This window comes from Streptomyces californicus, assembly GCF_000717645.1.
Lineage (GTDB): Bacteria > Actinomycetota > Actinomycetes > Streptomycetales > Streptomycetaceae > Streptomyces > Streptomyces californicus.
The window spans coordinates 481205-503632 of the sequence record NZ_JNZZ01000001.1; the positions used below are offsets into that span (position 1 = coordinate 481205).

Consider the following 22428-nt stretch of genomic DNA (forward strand, 5'->3'; position numbering starts at 1 on the left):
AAATCCAGGTGCCCCGACCGCCCGCCCCCGGGCACGATGAGGCATGACCTGGACCCTCAGCGTCGGCATCGACGTGCTCCCCGGCCCGTCGCCCGCCGCGCAGCCCGTCGAGCACGCGGCGGGGCCGCTGTGACGGCGCGGGAGCGGCCGGCCTCGGACGAGCCGGTCCCCGAGCCGATGTGGCTCCCGGCCGCGGACGGTGGGCGGGGGGGGGGGGGCGGGGGGGGGTCGTGAGCACCTACGGGGGCATGGCCCACGAGGATGTGTCCACCATCGGGCGGGGGCGCGGCTCCGGCAGATGGATCACCATCGACACGGGATCACGCCATCTCCACACCTTCCGGGCGCAGTTGGTGTACACGCCCGCGGTGCTGCGGCGGGCGAGAGGGTTCTGCACTCCGCCGCCCGCCCGGGAGGAGGCGGAGGAGCTGGCCGCCCTGCTGGAGCGGCTCGCCCCCGCCTACCGCGACTCCCACTACCGCACGTCCCACCCCACGCCGTGCCTCTGCCACACCTGCCTGGTCACCCCAGAGTGAGCCGGGGCCCCGGGCCGTCGGTGCGGCCGGTGGGCGGGGGCCGACTGCCCGCCGCGTACGGGAGGGGCCAGGGCGCGCCGGGGCCGGTGTACCCCTGTTCGGCCGCCGCGTGCAGGGTCCAGTGCGGGTCGTACAAGTGCGGGCGGGCCAGCGCGCACAGGTCCGCCCGGCCCGCCAGGAGCAGGGAGTTGACGTCGTCCCAGGACGAGATCGCGCCGACCGCGACGACGGGGACGCCGACGGCGTTGCGGATCCGGTCGGCGTACGGGGTCTGGTAGGAGCGGCCGAACTCGGGGCGCTCCTCGGGCACGACCTGGCCGGTGGAGACGTCGATGGCGTCGGCCCCGTGCTCGGCGAAGGCGCGGGCGATCGTGACAGCTTCCTCGGCGTCGGTGCCGCCCTCGGCCCAGTCGGTGGCGGAGATCCGGACGGTCATCGGCCTTTCCCCCGGCCAGACTTCGCGTACGGCGTCGAAGACGTCGAGAGGGAAGCGGAGGCGGTTTCGCAGGGATCCGCCGTGCGCGTCGGTGCGGTGGTTGGTGAGCGGGGAGAGGAAGCCGGAGAGCAGGTAGCCGTGCGCGCAGTGGAGTTCGAGGAGATCGAAGCCGGCGGCGGCGGCACGGCGGGCGGCGGAGACGAACTGCTCGCGTACGGCGTCCAGTCCGGCCCGGTCCAGCTCGGCCGGGACCTGGCTGACGCCCGGCGCGTACGGGAGCGGGGAAGCGGCTGCCAGCGGCCAGTTGCCCCTCTCCAGGGGCTGGTCGATGCCCTCCCACATGAGCTTGGTGGAGCCCTTGCGGCCGGAGTGTCCGAGCTGGACGCCGATGGCGGCGCCGGGGGCGGAGGTGTGGACGAAGTCGGTGATCCGCCGCCAGCCCAGGGCCTGTTCGTCGTTCCACAGGCCCGTGCAACCGGGGGTGATGCGGCCCTCCGGGCTGACGCAGACCATCTCGGTCATGGTCAGTGCGGCGCCGCCGAGCGCGCGCGCCCCGAGGTGGACGAGGTGGAAGTCGCCGGGGAGCCCGTCGACGGCGGAGTACATGTCCATGGGTGAGACGACGACCCGGTTGCGCAGTTCGAGGCCGCGCAGCCGCAGCGGGGTGAACATCGGCGGGGTGCCAGGCCGACAGCCGAACTCCTCCTCGACGGCGGCGGTGAACGAGGCGTCGCGCAGCCGGAGGTTGGCGTGGGTGACCCGGCGGCTGCGGGTGAGCAGGTTGAACGCGAAGCGGCGGGGCGGCTGGTCCACGTAGCCCGCCAGCTCCTCGAACCATCGCAGGCTGGCGGCGGCCGCCCGCTGGGTGGAGGCGACGACCGGGCGCCGCTCCGCCTCGTACGCGGCCAACGCGGCGGGCAGGTCGGGCTGTTCCTCCACGCAGGCGGCCAGCGCGAGGGCGTCCTCGACGGCGAGCTTGGTCCCGGAGCCGATGGAGAAGTGGGCGGTGTGGGCGGCGTCCCCGATGAGCACCGTCCTCCCGTGGGACCAGCGGGAGTTGGTGACCGTACGGAAGACGAGCCAGGAGGACCGGTTGCCGCGCAGGGGGCGTCCGCCGAGCGCTTCGGAGAAGAACGCGGCGCAGCGGGCGGCGGATTCGGCGGGGTCGCAGGTGTCGAGCCCGGCTGCGCGCCACACCTCCTCGCGCATCTCGACGATGACGGTGGAGGCGTCGGCGGCGTACGGGTAGCCGTGCGCCTGCATGACGCCGTGGGGGGTTTCGGCGATCTCGAACCGGAAGGCGTCGAGCGCGAAGTCGGCGGCGAGCCAGATGTAGCGGTTGCGGTGCTCGGTGACGGCGGGGCCGAAGGATTCGGGGTGGGCCTGCCGGGTGGCGCTGTGCACCCCGTCGGCGGCGACGACGAGGTCGTGGTCGGCGGCCAGGGCGTCGGCGGGCGGGGCCGGCGCACGGAAACGCAGGTCGACGCCGAGGCCGGCGCAGCGCTCGTGCAGGATCTCCAGGAGCCGGCGCCGACCGAGGGCGGCGAAACCGTGACCACCGGAGGTGTGGGTGCGGCCGCGGTGGACGATGTCGATGGTGTCCCAGCGGACGAACTCGCGGCACAGCGCCCGGTACACCTCGGGGTCGGCGTGCTCGATGCCGCCGAGGGTCTCGTCGGAGAGGACGACACCGAAGCCGAAGGTGTCGTCGGGAGCGTTGCGCTCGAAGACGGTGACCTCGCGGTCCGGGTCGAGCCGCTTGAGGAGGGCCGCGGCGTAGAGCCCGCCGGGGCCGCCGCCGATGACCGCGATCCGCCGCACGGAGCCGTTCCGGGCGGGGGCGGGCGCCGTGTCCGAAGGGCGGTGGCCGGGTCCCGCCGCCGTCTCCGGGGGCCGGGAGGGCGCGCCGGGGCCGGACGGGGCGCCGGGAGGCCGGGAGGGGCCGGGGGCCGGCACGGCTACCGCCCCTGCCACGTCGGGGGCCGCTTCTCGGTGAAGGCGGCGTGGAACTCCGCGTAGTCCTCGCCGTGCATCAGGAGCGCCTGGGTGTTGGCGTCCAGTTCGACGGCGGCGGCGAGGGGCATGTCGAGTTCGGCGGTGAGCAGGGCCTTGGTCTGGGCGAGCGCGAGGGCGGGGCCGTCGGCGAGGCGGCGGGCCAGCTCGGCGGCGCGCTCGTCGGCCTTCCCCTCCTCGGCCAGCTCGCTGATCAGCCCGATCCGCTCGGCCTCGGGCGCCCGGACGGCGTCCCCGAGCATCAGGAGGCGGGTGGCGTGGCCGAGGCCGACGACCCGGGGCAGCAGATAGGCGGCGCCCATGTCGCCGCCGGAGAGGCCGACCCGGGTGAAGAGGAAGGCGAAGCGGGCCGAGGGGTCGGCGACGCGGAAGTCCGCCGCCAGGGCCAGCACGGCCCCGGCCCCGGCGGCCACCCCGTGGATCGCGGCGACGACGGGGAAGGGGCACTCCCGCAGGGCGCGGACGACCTGTCCGGTCATCCGGTTGAAGTCGAGGAGCCGCGCGGTGTCCATGGACAGGGTGGCGCCGATGATCTCGTCGACGTCCCCGCCGGAGCAGAAGCCGCGCCCCTCCCCCGCGAGGACGAGAGCGCGGACCGAGCGTTCCCGGGAGAGCTCGGCGAGGAGGTCGCGCAGATCGGCGTAGGCGCCGAAGGTGAGCGCGTTGAGTTTCTCGGGGCGATCGAATGTGACGGTGGCCACACCGTCGTCCCGGGTCAGCCGCAGATGGCGCCAGCGTTCGGTGGTGCGGGCCGAGCTGGGAAACGGGCTCATGGAGGGGTCCCCTTCAGCGATCGGGCTGGTGCCGGCCGTGCGCGGGTCGCGTTCCGCCTCCGAAGCTATCACTCATATGTGACCGCCGTCACGAGGTCGCAATACGGCGTCCATGAGACCGTTGTGGCGAAAGTCCCCTTTGCTCCGGCCGACCGCCCCTATGGCGGGACCGGAGCGGTTCGTAAGGTTGAAACCAGGAAGTCTCGACTCGAGCATCAGGTGAACCCGAGCAGTCGTGAGAAACCGTGAACCGTGAAGCCGTGATCGGAGCAGCCGAGACCTCCCGCTCCGAGGAAGACCCGCATCCGAACGGAACCGCCGTGCCGCCCGACGTCCCCGTCCCCGCTTCCTGGCGCATCGCGCTGCCGCACTCCACCGCGGCCGTGCCGATCGCCCGTGCTCTCATCCGTACGGCGCTGTCCGACATCGACGCACCGGCCGACAGCGACACCGCCGAACTGCTCACCGCCGAACTGGTGGCGAACGCGGTCGAGCACACCCTGGGCGGCGAGCCCATCGAACTCGTCGTGGAGCTGCTGCCGACCGGCTGCCAGGTCGAGGTGCACGACCGCGACCCCGCCCCGCCGGGCGACCTGTCCCGGCCGGAGCCCGGGTGCGAGGTCGACCCCTGGCAGGAGCACGGCCGCGGCCTGCTGCTGATCCGGACCCTCAGCTCCGCCTGCGGTCACCGCACCACGGAGCACGGCAAGGCCGTCTGGTTCACGCTTCCGGCGATACCGGCGCAGCCGGGCCCGTCCCCGGGGAGCTGACCAGCCGGGAGCGCTTGCGGCCGTATCCGGCGTACAGGAGCGCGCCGGCGGCCAGGAAGACCGCGAACTGGATCCAGGTCCGCCAGCCGGTCCCGTACATCAGGTACAGGCAGCACACCACGCCCAGCAGCGGACTCACCGGGTAGAGCGGCACCCGGAAGGACCGCTTCAGGCCGGGGTGGCCGCGCCGGAGCACCACCACCGCGATGTTGACGGCGACCATCGTGGCGAGCGTGCCGATGGTCGTCAGGTTCACGACGACGTCGAGCGGCACGAGGGCGGCGGGGACCGCGAAGACGCAGGCCACGATCCAGGTGTTGGCGACCGGCGTGTGGGTCGTGGGCGAGACCCGTTCGAAGACGCGCGGCACCAGTCCGTCCCGGGACATCGACATCAGGATGCGGGTCTGCCCGTACATCACGGCGAGCACCACCGAGGCGATGGCGACGACCGCGCCGAAGGCGACGATGCCGCCGCCGATCGACGAGTCGGTGACCTCGTTGACGGCGATGGAGAGGGCCGCGCTCTTGTCGGCGACCGCGTCCGAGCCGATCGCGCCGATGGCGGACAGCGCCACGGCGCAGTAGAGCAGGGTGACGACGCCGATGCAGATCAGGATGGCGAGGGGGATGTTCCGGCGCGGGTTCTTGACCTCCTCGCCGGCGGTCGTGATGGCGTCGAAGCCGATGTAGGAGAAGAACGCCAGTGAGGCGCCCGCGGTGATCCCGCCGAGCCCGTGGGTGGCGAACGGCATCAGGTTGTCGTCCTGGAAGGCGCTGAACGCCACGGCGCAGAACGCGACCAGGATGCCGATCTTGAGGACGGCCATGGCGGCGGTGGCGGTGGCGCTCTCCCGGACGCCGCGCACCAGCAGCGTGGCCGCCATCGCGATCACGACGACGGCGGGCAGGTTGACCACACCGCCCTCGCCCGGCCCGGAGGAGAGGGCGGCGGGCAGCTGCCAGCCGGTCAGGCTGTTCAGCAGCTCGTTGACGTACTGGCTCCAGCCCACCGCGACGGCGGAGACCGAGACGCCGTACTCCAGCAGCAGGCACCAGCCGACGAGGAAGGCGGTGCGCTCGCCGAGGGCCGCGTACGCGAAGGAGTAGGAGCTGCCGGAGACCGGGATGGCGCTGCCCAGCTCCGCGAAGGACAGGGCGGTGAAGATGCAGGTGATCGCCGCGAGGACGAACGAGACCACCACGGCGGGGCCGGCTTCCGCGACGCTGTCGGACAGCCCGACGAAGATGCCGGTGCCGACGATCGCGCCGACCCCGAAGCAGACGAGCTGGAAGAGGCCCATCGTGCGCTTGAGGCCGTGCCCCTCCAGGTCGCCGCCGGACTCGGCGATCAGCTGTTCGGGGCTCTTGCGGCGCAGGCCCGGCCGGGGGGAACCGGGGCTCTTCGGGGTGCCGGAACGCGGCATACCGGTGCTCATGGGGGACGTTCTCATCTCTGGTGGTGCAGTGGGGGGACGTGCGCCGGCAACCGCGGCGGCACAGGCAAGGGGTCCGGGCACCGGGCCCGAACCCCACCAGAGCCGACATCGTAGCCAACATGCCGCATGTTCACCCCATCGGGTGCATGTGCATGCGCACCCCTGCCCTCTTCCCGCCCTCCGCGCCCGCACGCGTACACGTGCGCCGCCACCCCCCGTACCGACACGTGTACACGCGCCGGTACGAGGTCGGGCCGGCCGCCGCGGTGGCGAGGAGCTACGCCCCGGCCAGGGTCGCCACCAGAACGGCCTTGATCGTGTGCATCCGGTTCTCGGCCTGGTCGAAGACGACCGAGTGGGACGACTCGAAGACCTCGTCGGTGACCTCCAGCTCGCTCAGGCCGTACCGGGCGTGGACGTCCCGGCCGACCTGGGTGCCGAGGTCGTGGAAGGCCGGCAGGCAGTGCAGGAACTTCACGTCGGGCCTGCCGGTGGCCCGCAGGACGTCCATCGTCACGGCGTACGGCGCGAGGGCGGCGATCCGCTCGGCCCACACCTCCTTGGGCTCCCCCATGGAGACCCACACGTCGGTGGCGACGAAGTCGGCGCCCCGCACCCCCTCGGCGACGTCGGCGGTGAGGGTGATCGTCGCCCCGCTCGCGGCAGCCAGCTCCTTGGCCCGCGCCACGACGGCCTCGCCCGGCCAGTACGCCTCGGGGGCCACGATCCGGACGTCCAGGCCGAGCAGGGCGCCGGTGATCAGGTAGGAGTTGCCCATGTTGAAGCGGGCGTCACCGAGGTAGGCGAAGGCCGTCCCGGCGAGGCCCCCCGTCCCGTGCTCGGTCATGGTGAGCACGTCGGCCAGCATCTGGGTCGGGTGCCAGTCGTCGGTGAGACCGTTGAACACCGGCACCCCCCCGTACTCCGCCAGCTCCTCGACGGCCTGCTGGCTGTCGCCCCGGTACTCGATCCCGTCGAACATCCGGCCGAGCACCCGGGCGGTGTCCTTCACGGACTCCTTGTGGCCCATCTGCGAACCCGAGGGGTCGAGGTAGGTGGTGGACGCGCCCTGGTCGGCGGCGGCCACCTCGAACGCGCAGCGGGTGCGCGTCGAGGTCTTCTCGAAGATCAGCGCGATGTTCTTCCCACGCAGGCGCTGAACCTCGGCCCCGGCCTTCTTGGCCGCCTTGAGCTCGGCGGCCAGTGAGACCAGGCCGAGAAACTCCTCGGAGGTGAAGTCCAGCTCCTTGAGGAAGTGACGGCCGGTGAGGTCTATGGCCATGATGGCTGCTCCTGGATGGGACGGGATCGGCGCTCTGCGCGCGGCAGAACTGGAAGTCTATACGATTACCCGTATCCCTATACAGGCCCGCCCCCTCACTCCACCGGGTCGCGCTCCACCGGGCAGCTCATGCAGCGCGGGCCGCCGCGGCCCCGGCCCAGCTCGCTGCCCCGGATCTCGATCACCTCGATGCCCTGCCGGCGCAGATGCGTGTTGGTCGTCGCGTTGCGCTCGTACGCCACGACGACCCCGGGCTCGACCGCGAGCACGTTGCAGCCGTCGTCCCACTGCTCGCGCTCGGCCGCGTGCACATCCTGGGTGGCGGTGAGGACCCGGATGGAGTCCAGGCCGAGCGCGGCGGCGATGGCGCGGTGCATGTGCTCGGGCGGGTGGTCGGTGACCTTGAGCTCACGGGGGCCGCTGCCGGGTTCGATGGTGTACGAGCGGAGCATGCCGAGCCCCGCGTACTGGGTGAACGTGTCGCCGTCCACCATCGTCATCACCGTGTCCAGGTGCATGAACGCGCGGGCCTTCGGCATGTCGAGCGCCACGATCGTGCGCGCCGATCCGGCGTCGAAGAGCCCGCGGGCCAGCATCTCCACGGCCTGCGGGGTGGTGCGCTCGCTCATCCCGATCAGGACGGCCCCCTGGCCGATGACCAGGACGTCGCCGCCCTCGATGGTGGAGGGGTAGTCGTCCTGCCCCTCCGACCAGTGGTGGAAGGCGCCCGCCTGCTGTCCGGTGAAGAGCGGATGGTGCCGGTAGATCGCCTCGAAGTGGACGGTCTCGCGCTGCCGGGCGGGCCAGCGCATCGCGTTGATGGAGACCCCGTCGTAGATCCACGCCGAGGTGTCCCGGGTGAAGAGGTGGTTGGGCAGCGGGCCGAGGAGGAAGTCGTCCAGCTCCATCACGTGGAAGCGGACGGAGGTCGGCTCACTGTGCCGCTCCAGGAACTCCCGCTTGGTCATGCCGCCGACCAGCACCTCGGCCAGCTCCGCCGCGCTGAACTCCTCGAAGACGGCCCGCAGGTGCTCGGTGGCGAGCGGGCCGTACTCCTTCTCGTCGAAGACCCGGTCCAGCACGAGCCGCCGCGCGACCGGGATGTCGAGGGACTCACGCAGGAGGTCGCCGAAGAGGTGCACGGCGACCCCCCGGTCGCGCAGGACCTCGGCGAACCCGTCGTGCTCCTCCTGGGCGCGGCGCACCCACAGGACGTCGTCGAACAGGAGCGCGTCCTTGTTCGTGGGGGTGAGGCGCTTCAGCTCCATCCCCGGCCGGTGCAGTATGACGCGGCGCAGCCGCCCGGTCTCGGAGTCGACGTGGAATCCCATGTCCCCATCCTCACCGCGCGGAGCGCCGTTCACCCGGCGAATCGCCCACGGGTTCCGCGGGGCGCGCCACCGGCGGGCGCGCCCCGGGGCGAACCGGTCAGAGCCGGGGGTCCACCGGCTCCGATTCGAGGGCCAGGACGGCGAACACAGCCTCGTGGACCCGCCACAGCGGCTCGCCGTCGGCCAGCCGGTCCAGGGCCTCCAGGCCGAGCGCGTACTCCCGCAGCGCCAGCGAGCGCTTGTGGCCGAGGAACCGGGAGCGCAGGCGCTCCAGATTCTCCGGGCGGGTGTACTCGGGGCCGTAGATGATGCGGAGGTACTCCCGGCCGCGCACCTTGACGCCGGGCTGGACGAGCCGGCCCTTGGCGTCCCGGACGAGGGCGCCGAGCGGCTTGACGACCATGCCCTCGCCGCCGCGCCCGGTCATCTCCAGCCACCAGTCGACACCCGCCCGGACCGACGCCCCGTCACCGGTCTCCACGACGAGGCGCCGGGTGACCTGGAGCAGCCCGGTCGGGTCGTGCTCCACGAGCCGGTCGAGCCAGGCGAGCTGCTCGTCGTGCGGGACTGCGGCCAGGGAGCGGCCCTGGACGGCGAGGATCTGGAAGGGGGCGAGCCGCACCCCGTCCAGCCCCTCCGTGGGCCAGCAGTAGTGCCGGTACGCCTCGGTGAAAGCGGCGGCGTCCTTCGCCCGCTCCCGCTGCTGCCCGGCGAGGCCCGCCACCTCGACGCCCCGGGCGGCCGCCCGCTCCAGCGCGGCCACGGCCGGCGGGAGGGCGGCGCCGGACGCGGCGCCGACGGCGGCGTACTGCGAGCGCAGCAGGCCGCCCGCCTTGAGCGACCACGGCATCAGCTCGGCGTCCAGGAGCACCCAGTCGGTGCCCCACTCCTCCCAGAGCCCGGCGGCGGTGACGGCGCTACGGAGGCGGTCCAGGATCTCCTCGGTCAGGGCCGGGTCGTCCAGGAAGGGACGTGCGGTGCGGGTGTACAGCGCGCCGGTGGGGCCGGCCGTGCCGAAGCGGGCGGTCGCGGCCGCCGCGTCCGCGCAGACCAGGGCGACGGCGCGGGAGCCCATGTGCTTCTCCTCGCACACGACCCGCTCGACGCCGTCCGCCGCGTACTGCGCGAACGCCTCGGCCGGGTGCTCCAGGAAGCCGTCCTCGCGCGAGGTGGCGGTGGGAGCCATGGTGGGCGGGAGGTAGGCGAGGAGCCGGGGGTCGACGGCGAACCGGCTCATGACTTCGAGCGCGGCGGCGGCGTTCTCCTCACGCACGGCGACGCGGCCCAGCTGCCGGGTCTCCACCACGCGGCGCCCCCGCACGTCGGCGAGGTCCAGCGGCCGGCCCTCCCGGCCCCCGGGCGCCTCGGTGACGAGGGGCCTGAGCGGCTCATACCAGACCTTCTCGGCGGGTACGTCGACGAGTTCGCGCTCCGGCCAGCGCAGCGCGGTCATCCTCCCGCCGAAGACGGCCCCGGTGTCGAGGCAGATGGTGTTGTTGATCCAGGACGTGGTGGGCACCGGGGTGTGGCCGTAGACCACGGTGGCGCGGCCCCGGTACTCCTCGGCCCACGGGTAGCGCACGGGCAGGCCGAACTCGTCGGTCTCCCCCGTGGTGTCCCCGTACAGCGCGTGCGAGCGGACCCGGCCCGAGGTGCGGCCGTGGTACTTCTCGGGCAGCCCCGCGTGGCAGACCACCAGCTTGCCCTCGTCCAGGACGTAGTGGCTGACGAGGGAGTCGATGAACGCCCGTACCTCGCCCCGGAACTCGGGGTGCTCGGCGTCCTCGCGCTCCAGCTGCTCGACGGTCTCGGCGAGCCCGTGGGTGAGCTGGACCTTGCGGCCCGCGAGATAGCGGCCGAGCTTGTTCTCGTGGTTGCCGGGGACGCACAGGGCGTTGCCCGCCGCCACCATCGACATGACGCGGCGCAGCACCCCGGGGCTGTCGGGCCCGCGGTCGACGAGGTCGCCGACGAACACGGCCGTCCGCCCTTCGGGGTGGGCGCCGTCCACGTAGCCGAGCCTGGCGAGCAGGGTCTCCAGTTCGGAGCTGCAGCCGTGGACGTCCCCGACGATGTCGAACGGGCCGGTGAGGTGGCGCAGGTCGTTGTAGCGGCGCTCCAGGACCACCCGGGCGTGCTCGGCCTCTTCCTCGGTGCGCAGCACGTGCACTTTGCGGAAGCCCTCGCGTTCCAGTCCGCGCAGGGAGCGCCGCAGCTCGCGGCGGTGCCTCGGGATGACGTGGCGCGGCATGGAGGCGCGGTCGGGGCGGGCCGCGTTGCGTGCGGCGCAGACCTCCTCGGGGAGGTCGAGGACGATGGCGATGGGCAGGACGTCGTACTTCCTGGCGAGCTGGACGAGCTGCTTGCGGCTCTCGGACTGGACGTTGGTGGCGTCGACGACGGTGAGCCGTCCGGCCTCCAGGCGCTTGCCCGCGATGTAGTGCAGCACGTCGAAGGCGTCGCGGCTGGCGCTCTGGTCGTTCTCGTCGTCGGCGACCAGGCCCCGGCAGACGTCCGAGGAGACGATCTCGGTCGGCTTGAAGTGCCGGCGGGCGAAGGTGGACTTGCCCGAGCCGCTGGCCCCGATGAGCACGACGAGGGAGAGGTCGGTCACCGGCAGGACGCGCCCGGCGGCGGTGGTGGCTTCGAGCGCGCCTGCGGCGGGGGCGGCGCCGGGCGTGTCCTCGGCGGGGGCGGCGGTTGTCGCTTCCGCGCCGGTCCCGCTGTGTTCGTCGGTCATGCGGCTTCCGCCTCCTTCTTCCCGGTCTTCTCCGTGGTGCTGTTCTCTGCGTCATGCGTCTTCCGGCCCGCGCTCCCGGCCCCGGGCGCGGTGTCCGCGCTCCGGGAGAACACGGCCATCTGGGTCGGCGGCCCCACCTCGGGGTCGTCCTCCCCGACCGGCACGTACCGGACGGTGTAGCCGTGCCGTGCGGCGACCTGCTCCGCCCATTCCCGGAATTCGCCCCGGGTCCATTCGAAGCGGTGGTCCCCGTGCCGGACGTGTCCGGCCGGGAGGGTCTCCCAGCGGACGTTGTACTCGACGTTCGGCGTGGTCACGACCACCGTTCCCGGTCGGGCCGCACCGAACACCGCGTACTCCAGGGCCGGCAGCCGGGGCAGGTCCAGGTGCTCGATCACCTCGCTGAGCACGGCCGCGTCGTACCCCGTCAGCGCCTTGTCGGTGTAGGTCAGCGAACCCTGCCGCAGGGTGACCCGGCCGGCCTGGCGCTCTCCCATCCGGTCCAGCTTGAGCCGTCGCGAGGCGATGGTCAGGGCGCGCATCGAGACGTCGACGCCCACGATGTCGGTGAAACGCACGTCCTTGAGCAGCGCCTGCACCAACTGGCCCTGGCCGCAGCCGAGGTCGAGCACCCGGCTCGCACCGGCGGCCCGCAGCGCGTCGAGGATCGCCGTGCACCGGTGCTCGGCCAGCGGGACCGGCTTCTCCTCGGTGTCGGTGCTCTCGTCCACCGCGTTGTCGACGGAGCCCACGTCCAGGTCGTCCGACTCGGCGAGCCGCACCAGCTCCAGCGCCTGATCGGCCTGGCGGGTGAGCCCCCAGCGGTGGGAGAGATAGCGGCGCGTGATCAGCGGCCGCTCGGGGTGCTCGGCCAGCCAGCCCTCCCCGGCCCGCAGCAGCTTGTCCACCTCGTCGGGCGCGACCCAGTAGTGCTTGGCGTCGTCGAGCACGGGGAGCAGGATGTAGACCTGCCGCAGCGCGTCGGCGAGCCGCATCTCCCCCTCCAGCACCAGCTGTACGTAGCGCGAGTCGCCCCAGGCGGGGAACTGCTCGTCCAGCGGTACGGCCGTGGCCTCGACCCGCTCCCAGCCCAGGGGTGTGAACAGCTTGCGCACCAGCTCGGCCCCGCCCCGCGCGGGGAGGGCGGGCACCTCGATCCGCAGCGGCAACGGGTTCTCGGCCCGCTCGGGCATGGCCCGGCAGACACCGCCGAGCGCGGACTTGAAGACGGCGGCGATGGCGACCGACAGCAGCGAGGAAGCGGCGTAGGGGCGGTCGTTGACATACTGCGCGAGGGCCGCGTCGGGGGCTCCGCCCCGGCCCTTGCCCTTGCCGCGCCGCACCAGCGCCACCGGATCCACCTCCAGCAGGAGCGCGGCCGTGCAGCGCTCGGCGGACGCTTCGGGGTAGAAGACGTGCGCGGAGCCGTGCGAGGTGGAGAACGCCTGCGCCTTGTCGGGATGCTTGTGCAGCAGAAAGCCCAGATCGGTGGCGGGACGTTCAGGGGTGCCGGTGGTACCGATGGTCAGGAACACCTGTCCGAGTATGGCCATCACCCCCTGCCCCCACCAGGTATTTTCGCCGCACCCGCCTCAGCCGAACGCCCCGGGCTCCCCGCCCGCCTACGCCTCCAGTCGCCCGGCCAGCTCGGCCACCTGCTCCGGCCCCACCCGGCAGCAGCCCCCGACGAGCCGCGCCCCGGCACGGGCCCAGGCCCGCACCCGGCCCGGGTCGAACGTGCCGTGCCCGGTCCATCGCCGCGCCCCGGCGTCCCATCCCTCCCCGCTGTTCGGGTAGACCACGGCGGGCCGACCGGTCACCGCGACCGCCACCTCCACCGCTTCCTGCGCCTCCTCCGGGTCGCAGCAGTTGACCCCGACCGCGAGGACGCCGTCGCGGCCGGCCGCCACCGCGAACGCCTCCTCCAGCGGCTGCCCGGCCCGGGTCCGGCCACCCGCCACGCTGTACGAGAGCCAGTACGGCACCCCGGTCTCCTCGGCCACCCGGACCAGGGCCTCCGCCTCGTCCACGTCCGGCACCGTCTCCAACGCCAGGGCGTCGGGCCCGGCAGCGGCCAGGGCCGCGACCCGGGGGCGGTGGAACCGCTCCAACTCCCGGACGCCGAGCCCGTAGCGCCCCCGGTACTCGCTGCCGTCCGCGAGCATCGCCCCGTACGGACCGACCGACGCGGCGACCCAGCTCTCCCGCCCGGGACCGGTCCGGCGCGCCGTGTCGGCGGCGCGCCGGGCCAGCCGCACGCTGCGGGCGAGCAGGGCCTCGGCTCCGGCCCGGTCGATCCCGTACCGCGCGAACCCTTCGAAGGTGGCCTGATAACTGGCCGTGATGAGCACCCGCGCGCCCGCCCGGAGGTAGGCGAGATGGGCCGCCTCGATCTGCTCCGGCGCGTCGGCCAGCAGCCGGGCCGACCAGAGCGCGTCCGACAGATCACAGCCCTGCGCCTCCAGTTGGTTGGAGAGCCCGCCGTCCAGCGGGACAGGCCCGGCGTCCAGCGCGTCGGCGAGCGTGCCTCCGGTACTCACAGCCACCTCCACCTCCTCAGGTCGGGTCGGGTCAGGTCAGGTCAGGTCAGGTCAGGTCAGGTCAGGTCAGGTCAGGTCAGCTGGGACTGGATCTGCGAGGAGATCAGTTCCAGGTGGTCCAGGTCGTCCAGGTCGAGGATCTGGAGGTAGATCCTCTGCGAGCCGATCGCCGCGTAGCGGCCGATCTTGTCGACCACTTCGGCGGGCGATCCCGCGAGGCCGTTCGCCTTGAGCTCCTCCACGTCCCGGCCGATGGCCGCCGCCCGCCGGGCGACCTCGGCGTCGTCCTTGCCCGTGCAGACGATGAGCGCGTTGGAGTACACGAGGTCGTCGGGCGAGCGCCCGTGCGCCTGCGCGGCGGCCCGGACCCGGCCGAACTGGGTCTCGCTGTCCTCCAGCGAGGCGAACGGGATGTTGAACTCGTCCGCGTACTGCGCGGCGAGCCTCGGGGTGCGGGTCGCCCCGTGGCCGCCGATCAGGACGGGCACCTTGGCCTGGGCGGGCTTGGGCAGCGCGGGCGAGTCGGTGAGCTGGTAGTAGGTGCCGTCGTAGCTGAAGGTCTTGCCGACCTCCGTCGCCCACAGACCGGTGACGATCGCGAGCTGCTCCTCCAGGCGGCCGAACTTCTCCTTCGGGAACGGGATGCCGTAGGCCCGGTGCTCCTCCTCGAACCAGCCCGCTCCCAGGCCCAGTTCGACGCGGCCGCCGGACATCTGGTCGACCTGGGCCACCTGGATGGCCAGGACGCCCGGCAGTCGGAAGGTGCCTGCGGTCATCAACGTGCCGAGCCGGATGCGCCGGGTCTCGCGCGCCAGCCCCGCCAGGGTGATCCAGGCGTCGGTCGGGCCCGGAAGGCCGTCGCCGGAGCCCATCCGGAGGTAGTGGTCGGAACGGTAGAAGGCGTCGAAGCCGAGGTCCTCGGTGGCCTTGGCGACGGTGAGCAAGGTGTCGTAGTCGGCCCCCTGCTGGGGCTCGGTGAAGATGCGAAGATCCATGCCTCCATCCTGCCCCTCCGGCACGGGGTCCTCCGCATCAGCCCGGCCGGACCGTCTCGGCCTCTCCCCGCACCGGCTCCCCCGGGCGCCTCCGCACGACCGCCCTCAGGGGCCGGCCGCCGAGGCCGCGGGGCCGCGTATGCCGTCGTAGGGGCCGTCGCGATCCCGCTCGCGCTCCGGCTCCCGCTCGGACAGCCGTCTCAGCATTCCGTGGACGCGGTCGAGCGATTCGTCCGCGGCGTCCATGGCCTCGATGCACTGCCAGTACAGATTGTCCTCACCCGTGTCGCAGGCCACCCCGACCAACGCGATCCCGGCCTCCGAAAGCAGCAGTGCGAGCGCCGACAGGGTCGGCCGCACCTCGGCCATCCCGGACAACTGCGCCGCCCGAGCACCACCGGAGAGCACCGACGGATGGTCCAGCGCCGAGCAGCCGGCCCCGATCTCCCCCAGTGCCCGTGCCTCACTCCGTAACTCCAGCGGTCCGCACGCCGCCAGCCGGCTGCCGATGGCCCGGGCCACCGCCTGCGCCTGCCACGCCTCCGCCATGACGTCCAGCGCGCCCCGGCTGCCCGCCAGCGCCCGGCGCCCGACCTCGATGAGTCGCTCCGCTTCCATCGGTCTCCCCCGTCCATACGAAAACCCGCTCACCTCATTCATTACCCACAGTGAGGGCAACGCCACCGTAAAGCCAGAGGAAATCGGAAATCTGTGGACACGAAGTCGAATGTGGATAACTTGATCACTCCGAAGAGTGACGATCCTCGGGTTCCGGGGCCTCCGGGAGGGGGAACCGTTTCTCGTTCCGTTCCACCTTGGCCGCCAGCGCGGCCGTCGGATCGATGCCCAACACCTGGCAGAACTGCAGGAGGTAAGCGAACACGTCCGCGACCTCGTCGGCGACCCGGTGGACCGTCTCCGGGTCCTCCATGACGGCGGCGGACTGCTCGGGCGTCAGCCACTGGAAGATCTCCAGGAGTTCGGACGCCTCGACGCTGAGCGCGGCCGCCAGGTTCTTCGGGGTGTGGTACTGCCCCCAGTCCCGCGCCGCGGCGAACGCGGCCAGGCGGCGCTGGAGTTCTGCCACATCGATGTCGTTCACGGCACCAGGTCTATCACCGGCCACCGACAACGCCCTCGGGCCCACCTCCGGACCCGGGCGTCGCGCGCGGTGCGGCCGGGGGCGGCGGCCCGGTCCGGCCATCACCCCGACTGCCGCTCCCCTTGCCGCCGGCCACGACCACAGCCACCTCGGCCGCCGCGGCGCCGGCTGCCACAGCCACAGCCACAGCCACAGCCACAGCCACAGCCACAGCTACGAATGAGCGATGCCCGCGGGGGTGACCCCCTCGACCTCCATGCCCTCCGGCGAGAGCAGGAAGACATTGCGGTCGACGCGGTGCATACCGCTGCCGAGGCCGAACACCACACCACTGGTGAAGTCGAGAATCCGCTTCGCCACGTCCGTCTCCGCCGCCGTCAGGTCGAGCAGCACCGGCACCTTGGCGACCAGGTACTCGGCGACCTCGCGCGCGTCCGCGAAGACCTGCACCCGCATCACGACGAGGCGTCGCTGTTCGGCCGCTCGGTCACGCGGCACGGTGCGGTGGTCGACGCGCGACGGCCATTCGTCCCGGCCGCGCAGCGGTACGACCTGGGCGAGCCCCTCCCACTGTTCATCGGTGGCGTCGTATCTGTCATACCTGTCGTACCTGCTCACAGGTCCACCCCGTCGTCGAGCCGGGCGGGTTCGCACCGGCTGCACTCACTGTTCATCAGGCAATCCTCTCGCCCCTCACCCGTTCGGCGTACCAGCGACACGGCGAACTCGGTCTCCTTGTCGTTTCCGGTACCCGACCGACACCGCTTCATGACGTTCCGCACGCCCCGGCGCTCAGACCGCGATGACCTGCACCCCCGCCTCTGCGAACCGGCCCCTCGCCTCCGCGCCGATCCGGGCGTCGGTGACCAGGACGTCGACCGGCCCCAGATCGCAGACCCGGGCGAACGCGCGCTTGCCGATCTTCGACGAGTCGGCCGCCACCACCACCCGCTGCGCCCGTTCCGCGAGCAGCCGGTTGACGCTGGCCTCGCCCTCGTGATGGACGTACGCACCGCGGTCGATGTCGATGGCGTTCACTCCGAGCACGGCGACGTCCAGGGTGATCTCGTTCATCACGCCGACCGCGAGCGGCCCCGTCAACTCGTACGACTGGGGCCGCGCGACCCCGCCCGTCACCACCATCTTGATCTGCGGCCGGATCGCCAGTTCGCTCGCGATGTTGAGGGCGTTGGTCACCACGGTCAGCGTCGGCTGCCCGCCCGCCACCGCCGTCTCGCCCACGATGTCCGGGCGCACCGCCAGCGCTCTGGCCACCTCGGTCACCGTCGTCCCCCCGGTCAGGCCGACCACCTCGCCGACGGCGACCAGCCCCGACACCGCACGCCCGATGGCCTGCTTCTCGGGGGCGTGGCGCCCCGTCTTGTAACGGAGCGCCAGTTCGTAGGAGACACCGTGCGCCACCGCGCCGCCCCGCGTGCGGGTCAGCAGGTGCTGCTCGGCCAGTTGGTCCAGGTCGCGGCGGATGGTGGCGGCCGAGACGTCGAGCGCCGCCGCCGCCTCCTCGACGTCCACCCTGCCGTGCTTGCCGACCAGTTCCAGCAGCGCGTCCCACCGGGCGTCCCTGGACAAGAGCGTCTCCTCACCGTCCGGCGCGGGCACCGCGTTTCGCGGGAACGCGGTCGCCGGGGACCGGACCGCCGCAAGCGTCGCACAGCGGTCGCCGGTCGCCCGCCCCCCACCTGCACCTTGCTTGTTTTTGCTCGATAACTGCATGTAACGTGCATAATTCTACATCCGGGCGGGAGGAGTCAGGGCCGGTCCCGCTCAGCCCGTCGCCGTGACCCACCTCGTTCCCGTGGAGTGCAGACGTGTCGTATGCCGAGACCGAGACAGCCAGTCAGCCCGATTGCTGGCGGCGCGCCGCCGCTCTGGCCGGTGGCCCCGAGGCCGCCGCCCTGCCCGCCGCCGGCGAGCGGATCGCGGTCGTCGGCTGCGGCACGTCGTACTACATGGCACTGGCCTACGCCGGGCTCCGCGAGGGTTCGGGGCAGGGCGAGTCCGACGCCTTCGCCGCCTCCGAGTTCCCCTTCGGCCGCTCCTACGACCGGGTCATCGCGCTGACCCGCTCGGGCACCACCACCGAGGTCCTGGAACTGCTGAACCGGCTGCGCGGCACCACGCGCACGGTGGCGGTCACCGCCGATCCGGAGACCCCCGTCAAGGCCGCGGCCGACGATCTCGTCGTCCTGGACTTCGCCGACGAGCGGTCCGTGGTCCAGACCCGCTTCGCCACGACGGCCCTCACCCTCCTGCGCGCCCACCTCGGCCTGCACACCGGACAGGCCGTCGCGGACGCGGAGACCGCCCTCGCCGAGCCGCTGCCCGACGGGCTGCTGGACGCCGCGCAGTTCTCCTTCCTCGGCCGGGGGTGGACGGTCGGCCTGGCCCACGAGGCGGCGCTGAAGATGAAGGAGGCATCGCTCTCCTGGACCGAGTCGTACCCCGCGATGGAGTACCGCCACGGCCCCATCAGCATCTCCACGGAGGGGACCGCCACCTGGATGCTCGGCGAGGCCCCCGAGGGCCTGGCGGAGCAGGTGGGCGCGACGGGCGCCACCTGGGTGGACAGTCCACTCGACCCGCTGGCCGATCTCGTACGCGTCCAGCGCCTCGCGCTGGCGCGGGCGGCCGCGCGGGGTCTCGATCCCGACCTGCCGCGCCACCTGAGCCGTTCGGTGGTGCTCGACGGGTCCTGAGCCCGGGCCTGCGACCATGGGGGCATGGACCTGACCCCGTCCTCGGCGGTGGCCGGGCGGCTGCTCGCCGCCTCGGAGCCGCAGGGGGGCATCGCCGGCTGGGCCGCCGGGCTCGTCGAGACGTTCGGCGGTCCCGGCGCGGGCGCGGCGATCGCGCTGGAGAACCTGTTCCCGCCGCTGCCCAGCGAGGTCATCCTCCCGCTGACCGGGTTCGCGGCCTCGCAGGGCGTGCTCAGCATCGCCTCCGCCCTGTTCTGGACCACGCTCGGCTCGGTCGTCGGCGCGGTGGTGCTGTACGGGATCGGCGCCGTCTTCGGCCGGGAGCGGATGCACGCCTGGTGGGCGAAGCTGCCGCTGGTCAAGGCGTCCGACCTGACGCGTACGGAGGCGTGGTTCGCCCGGCACGGCACCAAGGCGGTGCTGCTGGGGCGGATGGTGCCGGTGTTCCGGAGCCTGATCTCGGTGCCCGCGGGTGTGGAGCGCATGCCGCTGCCGGTGTTCGTCGCGCTGACGGCGGCGGGCAGCCTGGTGTGGAACACCGTGCTGGTGATGACCGGCTACTGGCTCGGCGACCAGTGGGACGTGGTCGGCAGGTACGTGGGGCTCGTGTCCAAGGTGGTGCTGGCGCTGGCCGCCGTCGCCCTGATCGGGTACGTCGTCGTACGCGTCCGAGGGCGCGGGCGGGAGAAGCCCTGACGGCGGCGGGCGGTTCGGGCGGGGGCCGGGGCGACCGCGGGGACGGCCCGCGCCGGACCGGCGATGCGATCAGCGCCGAACGCCCGTACCGCGTCGGCGGTCCGAACCGCGCCGGACGACGGGGCCGACCCAGCGGTTCGACCCGCGCCGGGCGTCAGGGCCGTCGAAGCGGCCCCGGCGGCACCGGTGGCCGCGTTCCCCTGCCGTGCCCGCGGACAGGACGCCCGCGTCGGAGCGTCCCGTGCGCGGGCGGCTCAGGACTCCTCGAAGTAGGCGTCCAGGGCCTTGTCCAGTTCGGCCGGCCACGCCTTCAGCTCGCTGCGGCTGCCCGCCTCGACCTCCGCGTTGAACCAGCGGCGGGTCGAGAGGTGGACGGTCACCGTGAACCGGCGGCCGAAGCGGGCCGGAGTGGTCTCCACCGCACCGATCTCGTCCCAGCCGAACTCGGCCTCCTGGTCGTCCAGCCGGAAGCGGACGCCTTCCCGCGCCACCCGGATCGAACCGCGCCGGTCGCTCACCTCGAAGACCGGGCCGTCCTCGGCGCCGGCCTCGTCGCCCTCCGCTTCGGCCGTCTCCGCCGCCTCGGCCTCCCGGTCCGACTCGCCCTCCGGCGCGGCCGTTCCGGGCTCGTCGTCGCGTTCGACCCCGGCCTCCGGGGCCGCGCCGGAATCGGCCTCCGGTTCCGGTTCGGGCTTCCGGGGCGCGGCGGGCGCCGCCAGCCCGGGCAGGGGGATGAACGCCGGGTCGGTGCCTGCGGCGAACTCGGGCTTCTTGTTCGAATCTATGCTCTGCTCCACGGCGGGCAGTATGGTCCACGAACCTGTACGTGACCAGTCGCCACCGGTCCGACGCGCCGCCGGACTCCGCCCCGCGGGCGAACTCCCCTCGGCGCAACGGCCGGAGCCCGCCCGTCGGCTCCGGTCCCGGGCGGCCTCAGAGCACTCCCCTGCGCCACTCCCGTACCAGCAGATAACCGAGGTACGCGCCGCCGATCGCCATCGTGTAGATCCCGACGGGCAGGTCGTCGAAGAGCGCCAGCTGCTGGGAGCAGAGGTCCGCGAGCACCAGCAGCAGGCCGCCGGTGAGCGCGGAGAGGAGCAGGTGGGGGCCCGAACCCCGGCTGAGGCGGCGGGCGATCTGGGGCGCGGTCAGGGCGATGAAGGCGATGGGCCCGGAGACGCTGACGGCGGCGGCCGAGAGGGCGATCGCGAGGACGACGGCGAGGGTCTTGGCCTTCTTCGGTTCGGAGCCCAGCGCCTCGGCGATGTCGTCGCCCATCTCGCCGATGTCGAGCCGCCGCGAGATCAGCGCGGCCAGCGGGGCGGCGGCGGCCAGGACCAGCCAGACGGTCGTGGCGTCGGTCCAGGAGCGTGCGGTCAGGCTGCCGTTGACGTACGCGGTGAGGACGGACGCCTTGTCGCGTTCCAGGGCGTAGACGACGTACTGGGTGACGGCGGCGCCCATCGCGGCGACCCCGATGCCCGCGATGACGAGCCGGGCGGGGTTACGGAAGCCGGTGCCGGTGGAGACGTACACGAGGGCCATCGCGAGGATCGCGCCGATCAGCGCGCCCACGGGGACGGGGACCGTGTCGGGGAACATCAGGGCGCAGAACGCGGCGCCCGCGCCCGCCCCGGCGGAGAGGCCGATGACGTCCGGGCTGCCCAGCGGGTTGCGGGTGACGGACTGGAACAGCGCGCCGGAGAGGCCGAGTGCGGCGCCGACGCCGATGGCGACGGTGAGGCGGGGGCCCCGCAGCCGGTTGAAGACGAACCGGTCCTTGCCCTCCGCGTCGCCGACGAGGGCGGCGGGCAGATCGGCGAGCTCGATGCCGAGGCGCCCCCAGGCCAGGGTCGCCACGGCTGCGGCGAGAAGGAGGACGAACAGGCCGAGCCCGGCGAGCACGGAGGCCCGGCGCACGGGGACCGCCACGGTGCTGCCGACGGTCAGATAGCCGCGGGGGGCCTTGCGGGTGGGAGCGGTCCGGGTGGTGACGGTCATGAGGTGCCCCGCATCCTGCGTACGGCGATGAGCAGCGCGGGTGCGCCGATGAAGGCGGTGACGACGCCGACCATGAGTTCGGTGGGCCGCATGACGACCCGGCCCACCACGTCCGCGAGGAGCAGCAGGGTCGGGCCGAGCAGGGCGGAGAAGAGGATCTGGGCGCGGAAGTCGACGCCGACCACGGCCCGGACGACGTGCGGAACGGCGAGGCCGACGAAGGCGATCGGGCCGACGGCGGCGGTCGCGGCGGCGCTGAGCAGGGTGGCGGCGAGCAGGCCGCCGCCCCGGGTGCGCCCGGGGTGCGAGCCGAGGGCGACGGCGGTCGCGTCGCCGAGGGCCAGGGCGTTGAGGCCGGGGCCGAGGGCGAGGGCCAGCAGGAAGCCGGCGGCGGCGAACGGCAGGACGGACCAGAAGACGTCGAAGTCCCGGCCGCCGAGCGCTCCGACGACCCAGTAGCGGTAGCTGTCGAAGACCTGGGGCTTGCTGAGGGTCACGGCCTGGATGAACGCCATGAGGACGGCGGTGAGCACGGCCCCGGCGAGGACCAGGCGCACCACGCTCGTCCCCGTGCCGGCGGAGCCGATGACGTGGACGAGGACGCCGGCGAGAAGGGCTCCGGGCAGCGCCCACCACATGGTGTCGGTGGCTCCGGAGGCCCCGAGCCAGGCCGTCGCGGCGACGATGCTCGCGGAGGCGCCGGCGTTGATGCCGAGGAGGCCCGGTTCGGCCAGCGGGTTGCGGGAGACGCCCTGCATGAGGGTGCCGGCGACCGCCAGGCAGAGACCGGCGAGGACGCCGAGGGCGGTGCGCGGGTAGCGGCTCTCGACGATGGTGGTGATGTTGGGGTCGGCGGTGGAGCGCAGGACGTCGAGGACGTCGCCGAACGACGTGGAGCGGCTGCCGAACATGACGCTGGCGCACAGCGCGAGTGCCAGCGCGGCCAGGCCGAGGAGCAGGAGGAACGCCACCCGGGCGGCGCCGGTACGGGAGGTACCGGCGCCGCTCGGGGGTGCGGCCGTGGTGGTTGCCATGGAAGGGGAGTGTGCCTTGCGGGC

20 protein-coding genes are annotated in these 22428 nt (G+C 73.0%); 4 read left to right on the forward strand and 16 right to left on the reverse strand.

Translation table 11 applies throughout. The annotated features are described in order from the left end of the window. Positions 1–230 precede the first annotated feature (230 nt). Positions 231–536, forward strand: coding sequence for a hypothetical protein (locus IF19_RS01000000134485; protein WP_234313176.1), 306 nt, complete (start codon positions 231–233; stop codon positions 534–536). Here IF19_RS01000000134485 and IF19_RS0102010 read toward each other — a convergent pair. Both IF19_RS0102010 and IF19_RS0102015 read right to left on the reverse strand, forming a co-directional pair. Beyond that, on the reverse strand, positions 523–2793 hold the full coding sequence (locus tag IF19_RS0102010) for a bifunctional salicylyl-CoA 5-hydroxylase/oxidoreductase (protein ID WP_030114734.1): 2271 nt from the start codon (positions 2791–2793) through the stop codon (positions 523–525). The genes IF19_RS01000000134485 and IF19_RS0102010 overlap by 14 nt on opposite strands. A 137-nt stretch (positions 2794–2930) precedes the next feature. Further along, positions 2931–3758 carry an enoyl-CoA hydratase family protein gene (locus IF19_RS0102015; protein ID WP_030276110.1) on the reverse strand — a complete coding sequence of 276 codons (828 nt, stop codon included), beginning with the start codon at positions 3756–3758 and terminating at the stop codon, positions 2931–2933. A 320-nt stretch (positions 3759–4078) separates the two neighbouring features. On the opposite strand from IF19_RS0102015, the gene IF19_RS0102020 reads away from it, so the two are divergent. Continuing rightward, complete coding sequence (locus tag IF19_RS0102020) at positions 4079–4528, forward strand: ATP-binding protein (RefSeq protein WP_030114732.1); 450 nt, start codon at positions 4079–4081, stop codon at positions 4526–4528. Here the strand turns inward: IF19_RS0102020 and IF19_RS0102025 are convergent. The 11 genes from IF19_RS0102025 to IF19_RS0102075 all read right to left on the reverse strand — a co-directional run bounded on the left by IF19_RS0102025 (position 4479) and on the right by IF19_RS0102075 (position 17546). Further along, positions 4479–5966 carry an amino acid permease gene (locus tag IF19_RS0102025; RefSeq protein WP_030276108.1) on the reverse strand — a complete coding sequence of 496 codons (1488 nt, stop codon included), beginning with the start codon at positions 5964–5966 and terminating at the stop codon, positions 4479–4481. The two genes, IF19_RS0102020 and IF19_RS0102025, sit on opposite strands and share 50 nt — an antisense overlap. A 277-nt stretch (positions 5967–6243) precedes the next feature. Next, positions 6244–7248: an ornithine carbamoyltransferase gene (gene argF, locus IF19_RS0102030; RefSeq protein WP_030114729.1), complete on the reverse strand. Its 1005-nt coding sequence runs from the start codon at positions 7246–7248 to the stop codon at positions 6244–6246. A gap of 95 nt (positions 7249–7343) precedes the next feature. After that, positions 7344–8579, reverse strand: a complete 1236-nt coding sequence (locus IF19_RS0102035; RefSeq protein WP_030114728.1) for an arginine deiminase — start codon at positions 8577–8579, stop codon at positions 7344–7346. Positions 8580–8676: 97 nt separating this feature from the next. After that, a complete protein-coding gene (locus IF19_RS0102040) occupies positions 8677–11319 on the reverse strand; it encodes a polynucleotide kinase-phosphatase (protein WP_030119821.1) in 2643 nt (880 codons plus the stop codon). Next, positions 11316–12854 (reverse strand): 3' terminal RNA ribose 2'-O-methyltransferase Hen1, encoded by a 1539-nt coding sequence (locus IF19_RS0102045; protein ID WP_030114726.1) that lies wholly within the window; start codon positions 12852–12854, stop codon positions 11316–11318. Before IF19_RS0102045 ends, IF19_RS0102040 begins: the two co-directional genes overlap by 4 nt. An 87-nt stretch (positions 12855–12941) precedes the next feature. Then, positions 12942–13859, reverse strand: coding sequence for a homocysteine S-methyltransferase (gene mmuM / locus IF19_RS0102050; RefSeq protein ID WP_030276106.1), 918 nt, complete (start codon positions 13857–13859; stop codon positions 12942–12944). Positions 13860–13930: 71 nt separating this feature from the next. Beyond that, positions 13931–14854, reverse strand: coding sequence for an LLM class F420-dependent oxidoreductase (locus IF19_RS0102055; RefSeq protein ID WP_030114723.1), 924 nt, complete (start codon positions 14852–14854; stop codon positions 13931–13933). 105 nt (positions 14855–14959) lie between these two features. Beyond that, entirely contained in the window at positions 14960–15472 is a 513-nt protein-coding gene (locus tag IF19_RS0102060; protein WP_030114722.1) for a DUF6099 family protein, read from the reverse strand. Between the two features lie 124 nt (positions 15473–15596). Beyond that, the gene (locus tag IF19_RS0102065) at positions 15597–15956 is read right to left on the reverse strand and encodes a nucleotide pyrophosphohydrolase (RefSeq protein ID WP_030114721.1); all 360 of its coding nucleotides are present in this window, start codon (positions 15954–15956) and stop codon (positions 15597–15599) included. Between the two features lie 213 nt (positions 15957–16169). After that, a complete protein-coding gene (locus IF19_RS0102070; RefSeq protein WP_030114720.1) occupies positions 16170–16574 on the reverse strand; it encodes a cell division protein SepF in 405 nt (134 codons plus the stop codon). Positions 16575–16748: 174 nt separating this feature from the next. Next, a complete protein-coding gene (locus tag IF19_RS0102075; protein ID WP_030114719.1) occupies positions 16749–17546 on the reverse strand; it encodes a DeoR/GlpR family DNA-binding transcription regulator in 798 nt (265 codons plus the stop codon). A gap of 239 nt (positions 17547–17785) precedes the next feature. Here IF19_RS0102075 and IF19_RS0102080 point away from each other — a divergent pair, with 239 nt between their 5' ends. Together IF19_RS0102080 and IF19_RS0102085 are read left to right on the forward strand one after the other, a co-directional pair. Next, positions 17786–18673 carry an SIS domain-containing protein gene (locus IF19_RS0102080; RefSeq protein WP_030114718.1) on the forward strand — a complete coding sequence of 296 codons (888 nt, stop codon included), beginning with the start codon at positions 17786–17788 and terminating at the stop codon, positions 18671–18673. 24 nt (positions 18674–18697) lie between these two features. After that, positions 18698–19369 carry a DedA family protein gene (locus IF19_RS0102085; RefSeq protein WP_030114717.1) on the forward strand — a complete coding sequence of 224 codons (672 nt, stop codon included), beginning with the start codon at positions 18698–18700 and terminating at the stop codon, positions 19367–19369. 254 nt (positions 19370–19623) lie between these two features. Here IF19_RS0102085 and IF19_RS0102090 read toward each other — a convergent pair whose 3' ends face one another. From IF19_RS0102090 to IF19_RS0102100, 3 genes are all read right to left on the reverse strand, one after another. Next, complete coding sequence (locus IF19_RS0102090) at positions 19624–20166, reverse strand: hypothetical protein (protein ID WP_030114716.1); 543 nt, start codon at positions 20164–20166, stop codon at positions 19624–19626. Positions 20167–20302: 136 nt separating this feature from the next. After that, complete coding sequence (locus IF19_RS0102095) at positions 20303–21370, reverse strand: FecCD family ABC transporter permease (RefSeq protein WP_030114715.1); 1068 nt, start codon at positions 21368–21370, stop codon at positions 20303–20305. Beyond that, complete coding sequence (locus tag IF19_RS0102100) at positions 21367–22404, reverse strand: FecCD family ABC transporter permease (RefSeq protein WP_030114714.1); 1038 nt, start codon at positions 22402–22404, stop codon at positions 21367–21369. The genes IF19_RS0102095 and IF19_RS0102100 overlap by 4 nt, the downstream gene beginning before the upstream one ends. Between the last annotated feature and the right edge of the window lie 24 nt (positions 22405–22428).

Bases quoted from the DNA above. Each gene is read 5' to 3' on its own strand.
- IF19_RS0102025 (WP_030276108.1), bottom strand. From the start codon at position 5,966: ATGAGCACCGGTATGCCGCGTTCCGGCACCCCGAAGAGCCCCGGTTCC.
- IF19_RS0102060 (WP_030114722.1), bottom strand. From the start codon at position 15,472: ATGGAAGCGGAGCGACTCATCGAGGTCGGGCGCCGGGCGCTGGCGGGC.
- argF (WP_030114729.1), bottom strand. From the start codon at position 7,248: ATGGCCATAGACCTCACCGGCCGTCACTTCCTCAAGGAGCTGGACTTC.
- IF19_RS0102015 (WP_030276110.1), bottom strand. From the start codon at position 3,758: ATGAGCCCGTTTCCCAGCTCGGCCCGCACCACCGAACGCTGGCGCCAT.
- IF19_RS0102055 (WP_030114723.1), bottom strand. From the start codon at position 14,854: ATGGATCTTCGCATCTTCACCGAGCCCCAGCAGGGGGCCGACTACGAC.
- IF19_RS0102040 (WP_030119821.1), bottom strand. From the start codon at position 11,319: ATGACCGACGAACACAGCGGGACCGGCGCGGAAGCGACAACCGCCGCC.
- IF19_RS0102035 (WP_030114728.1), bottom strand. From the start codon at position 8,579: ATGGGATTCCACGTCGACTCCGAGACCGGGCGGCTGCGCCGCGTCATA.
- IF19_RS0102085 (WP_030114717.1), top strand. From the start codon at position 18,698: ATGGACCTGACCCCGTCCTCGGCGGTGGCCGGGCGGCTGCTCGCCGCC.
- IF19_RS0102100 (WP_030114714.1), bottom strand. From the start codon at position 22,404: ATGGCAACCACCACGGCCGCACCCCCGAGCGGCGCCGGTACCTCCCGT.
- IF19_RS0102095 (WP_030114715.1), bottom strand. From the start codon at position 21,370: ATGACCGTCACCACCCGGACCGCTCCCACCCGCAAGGCCCCCCGCGGC.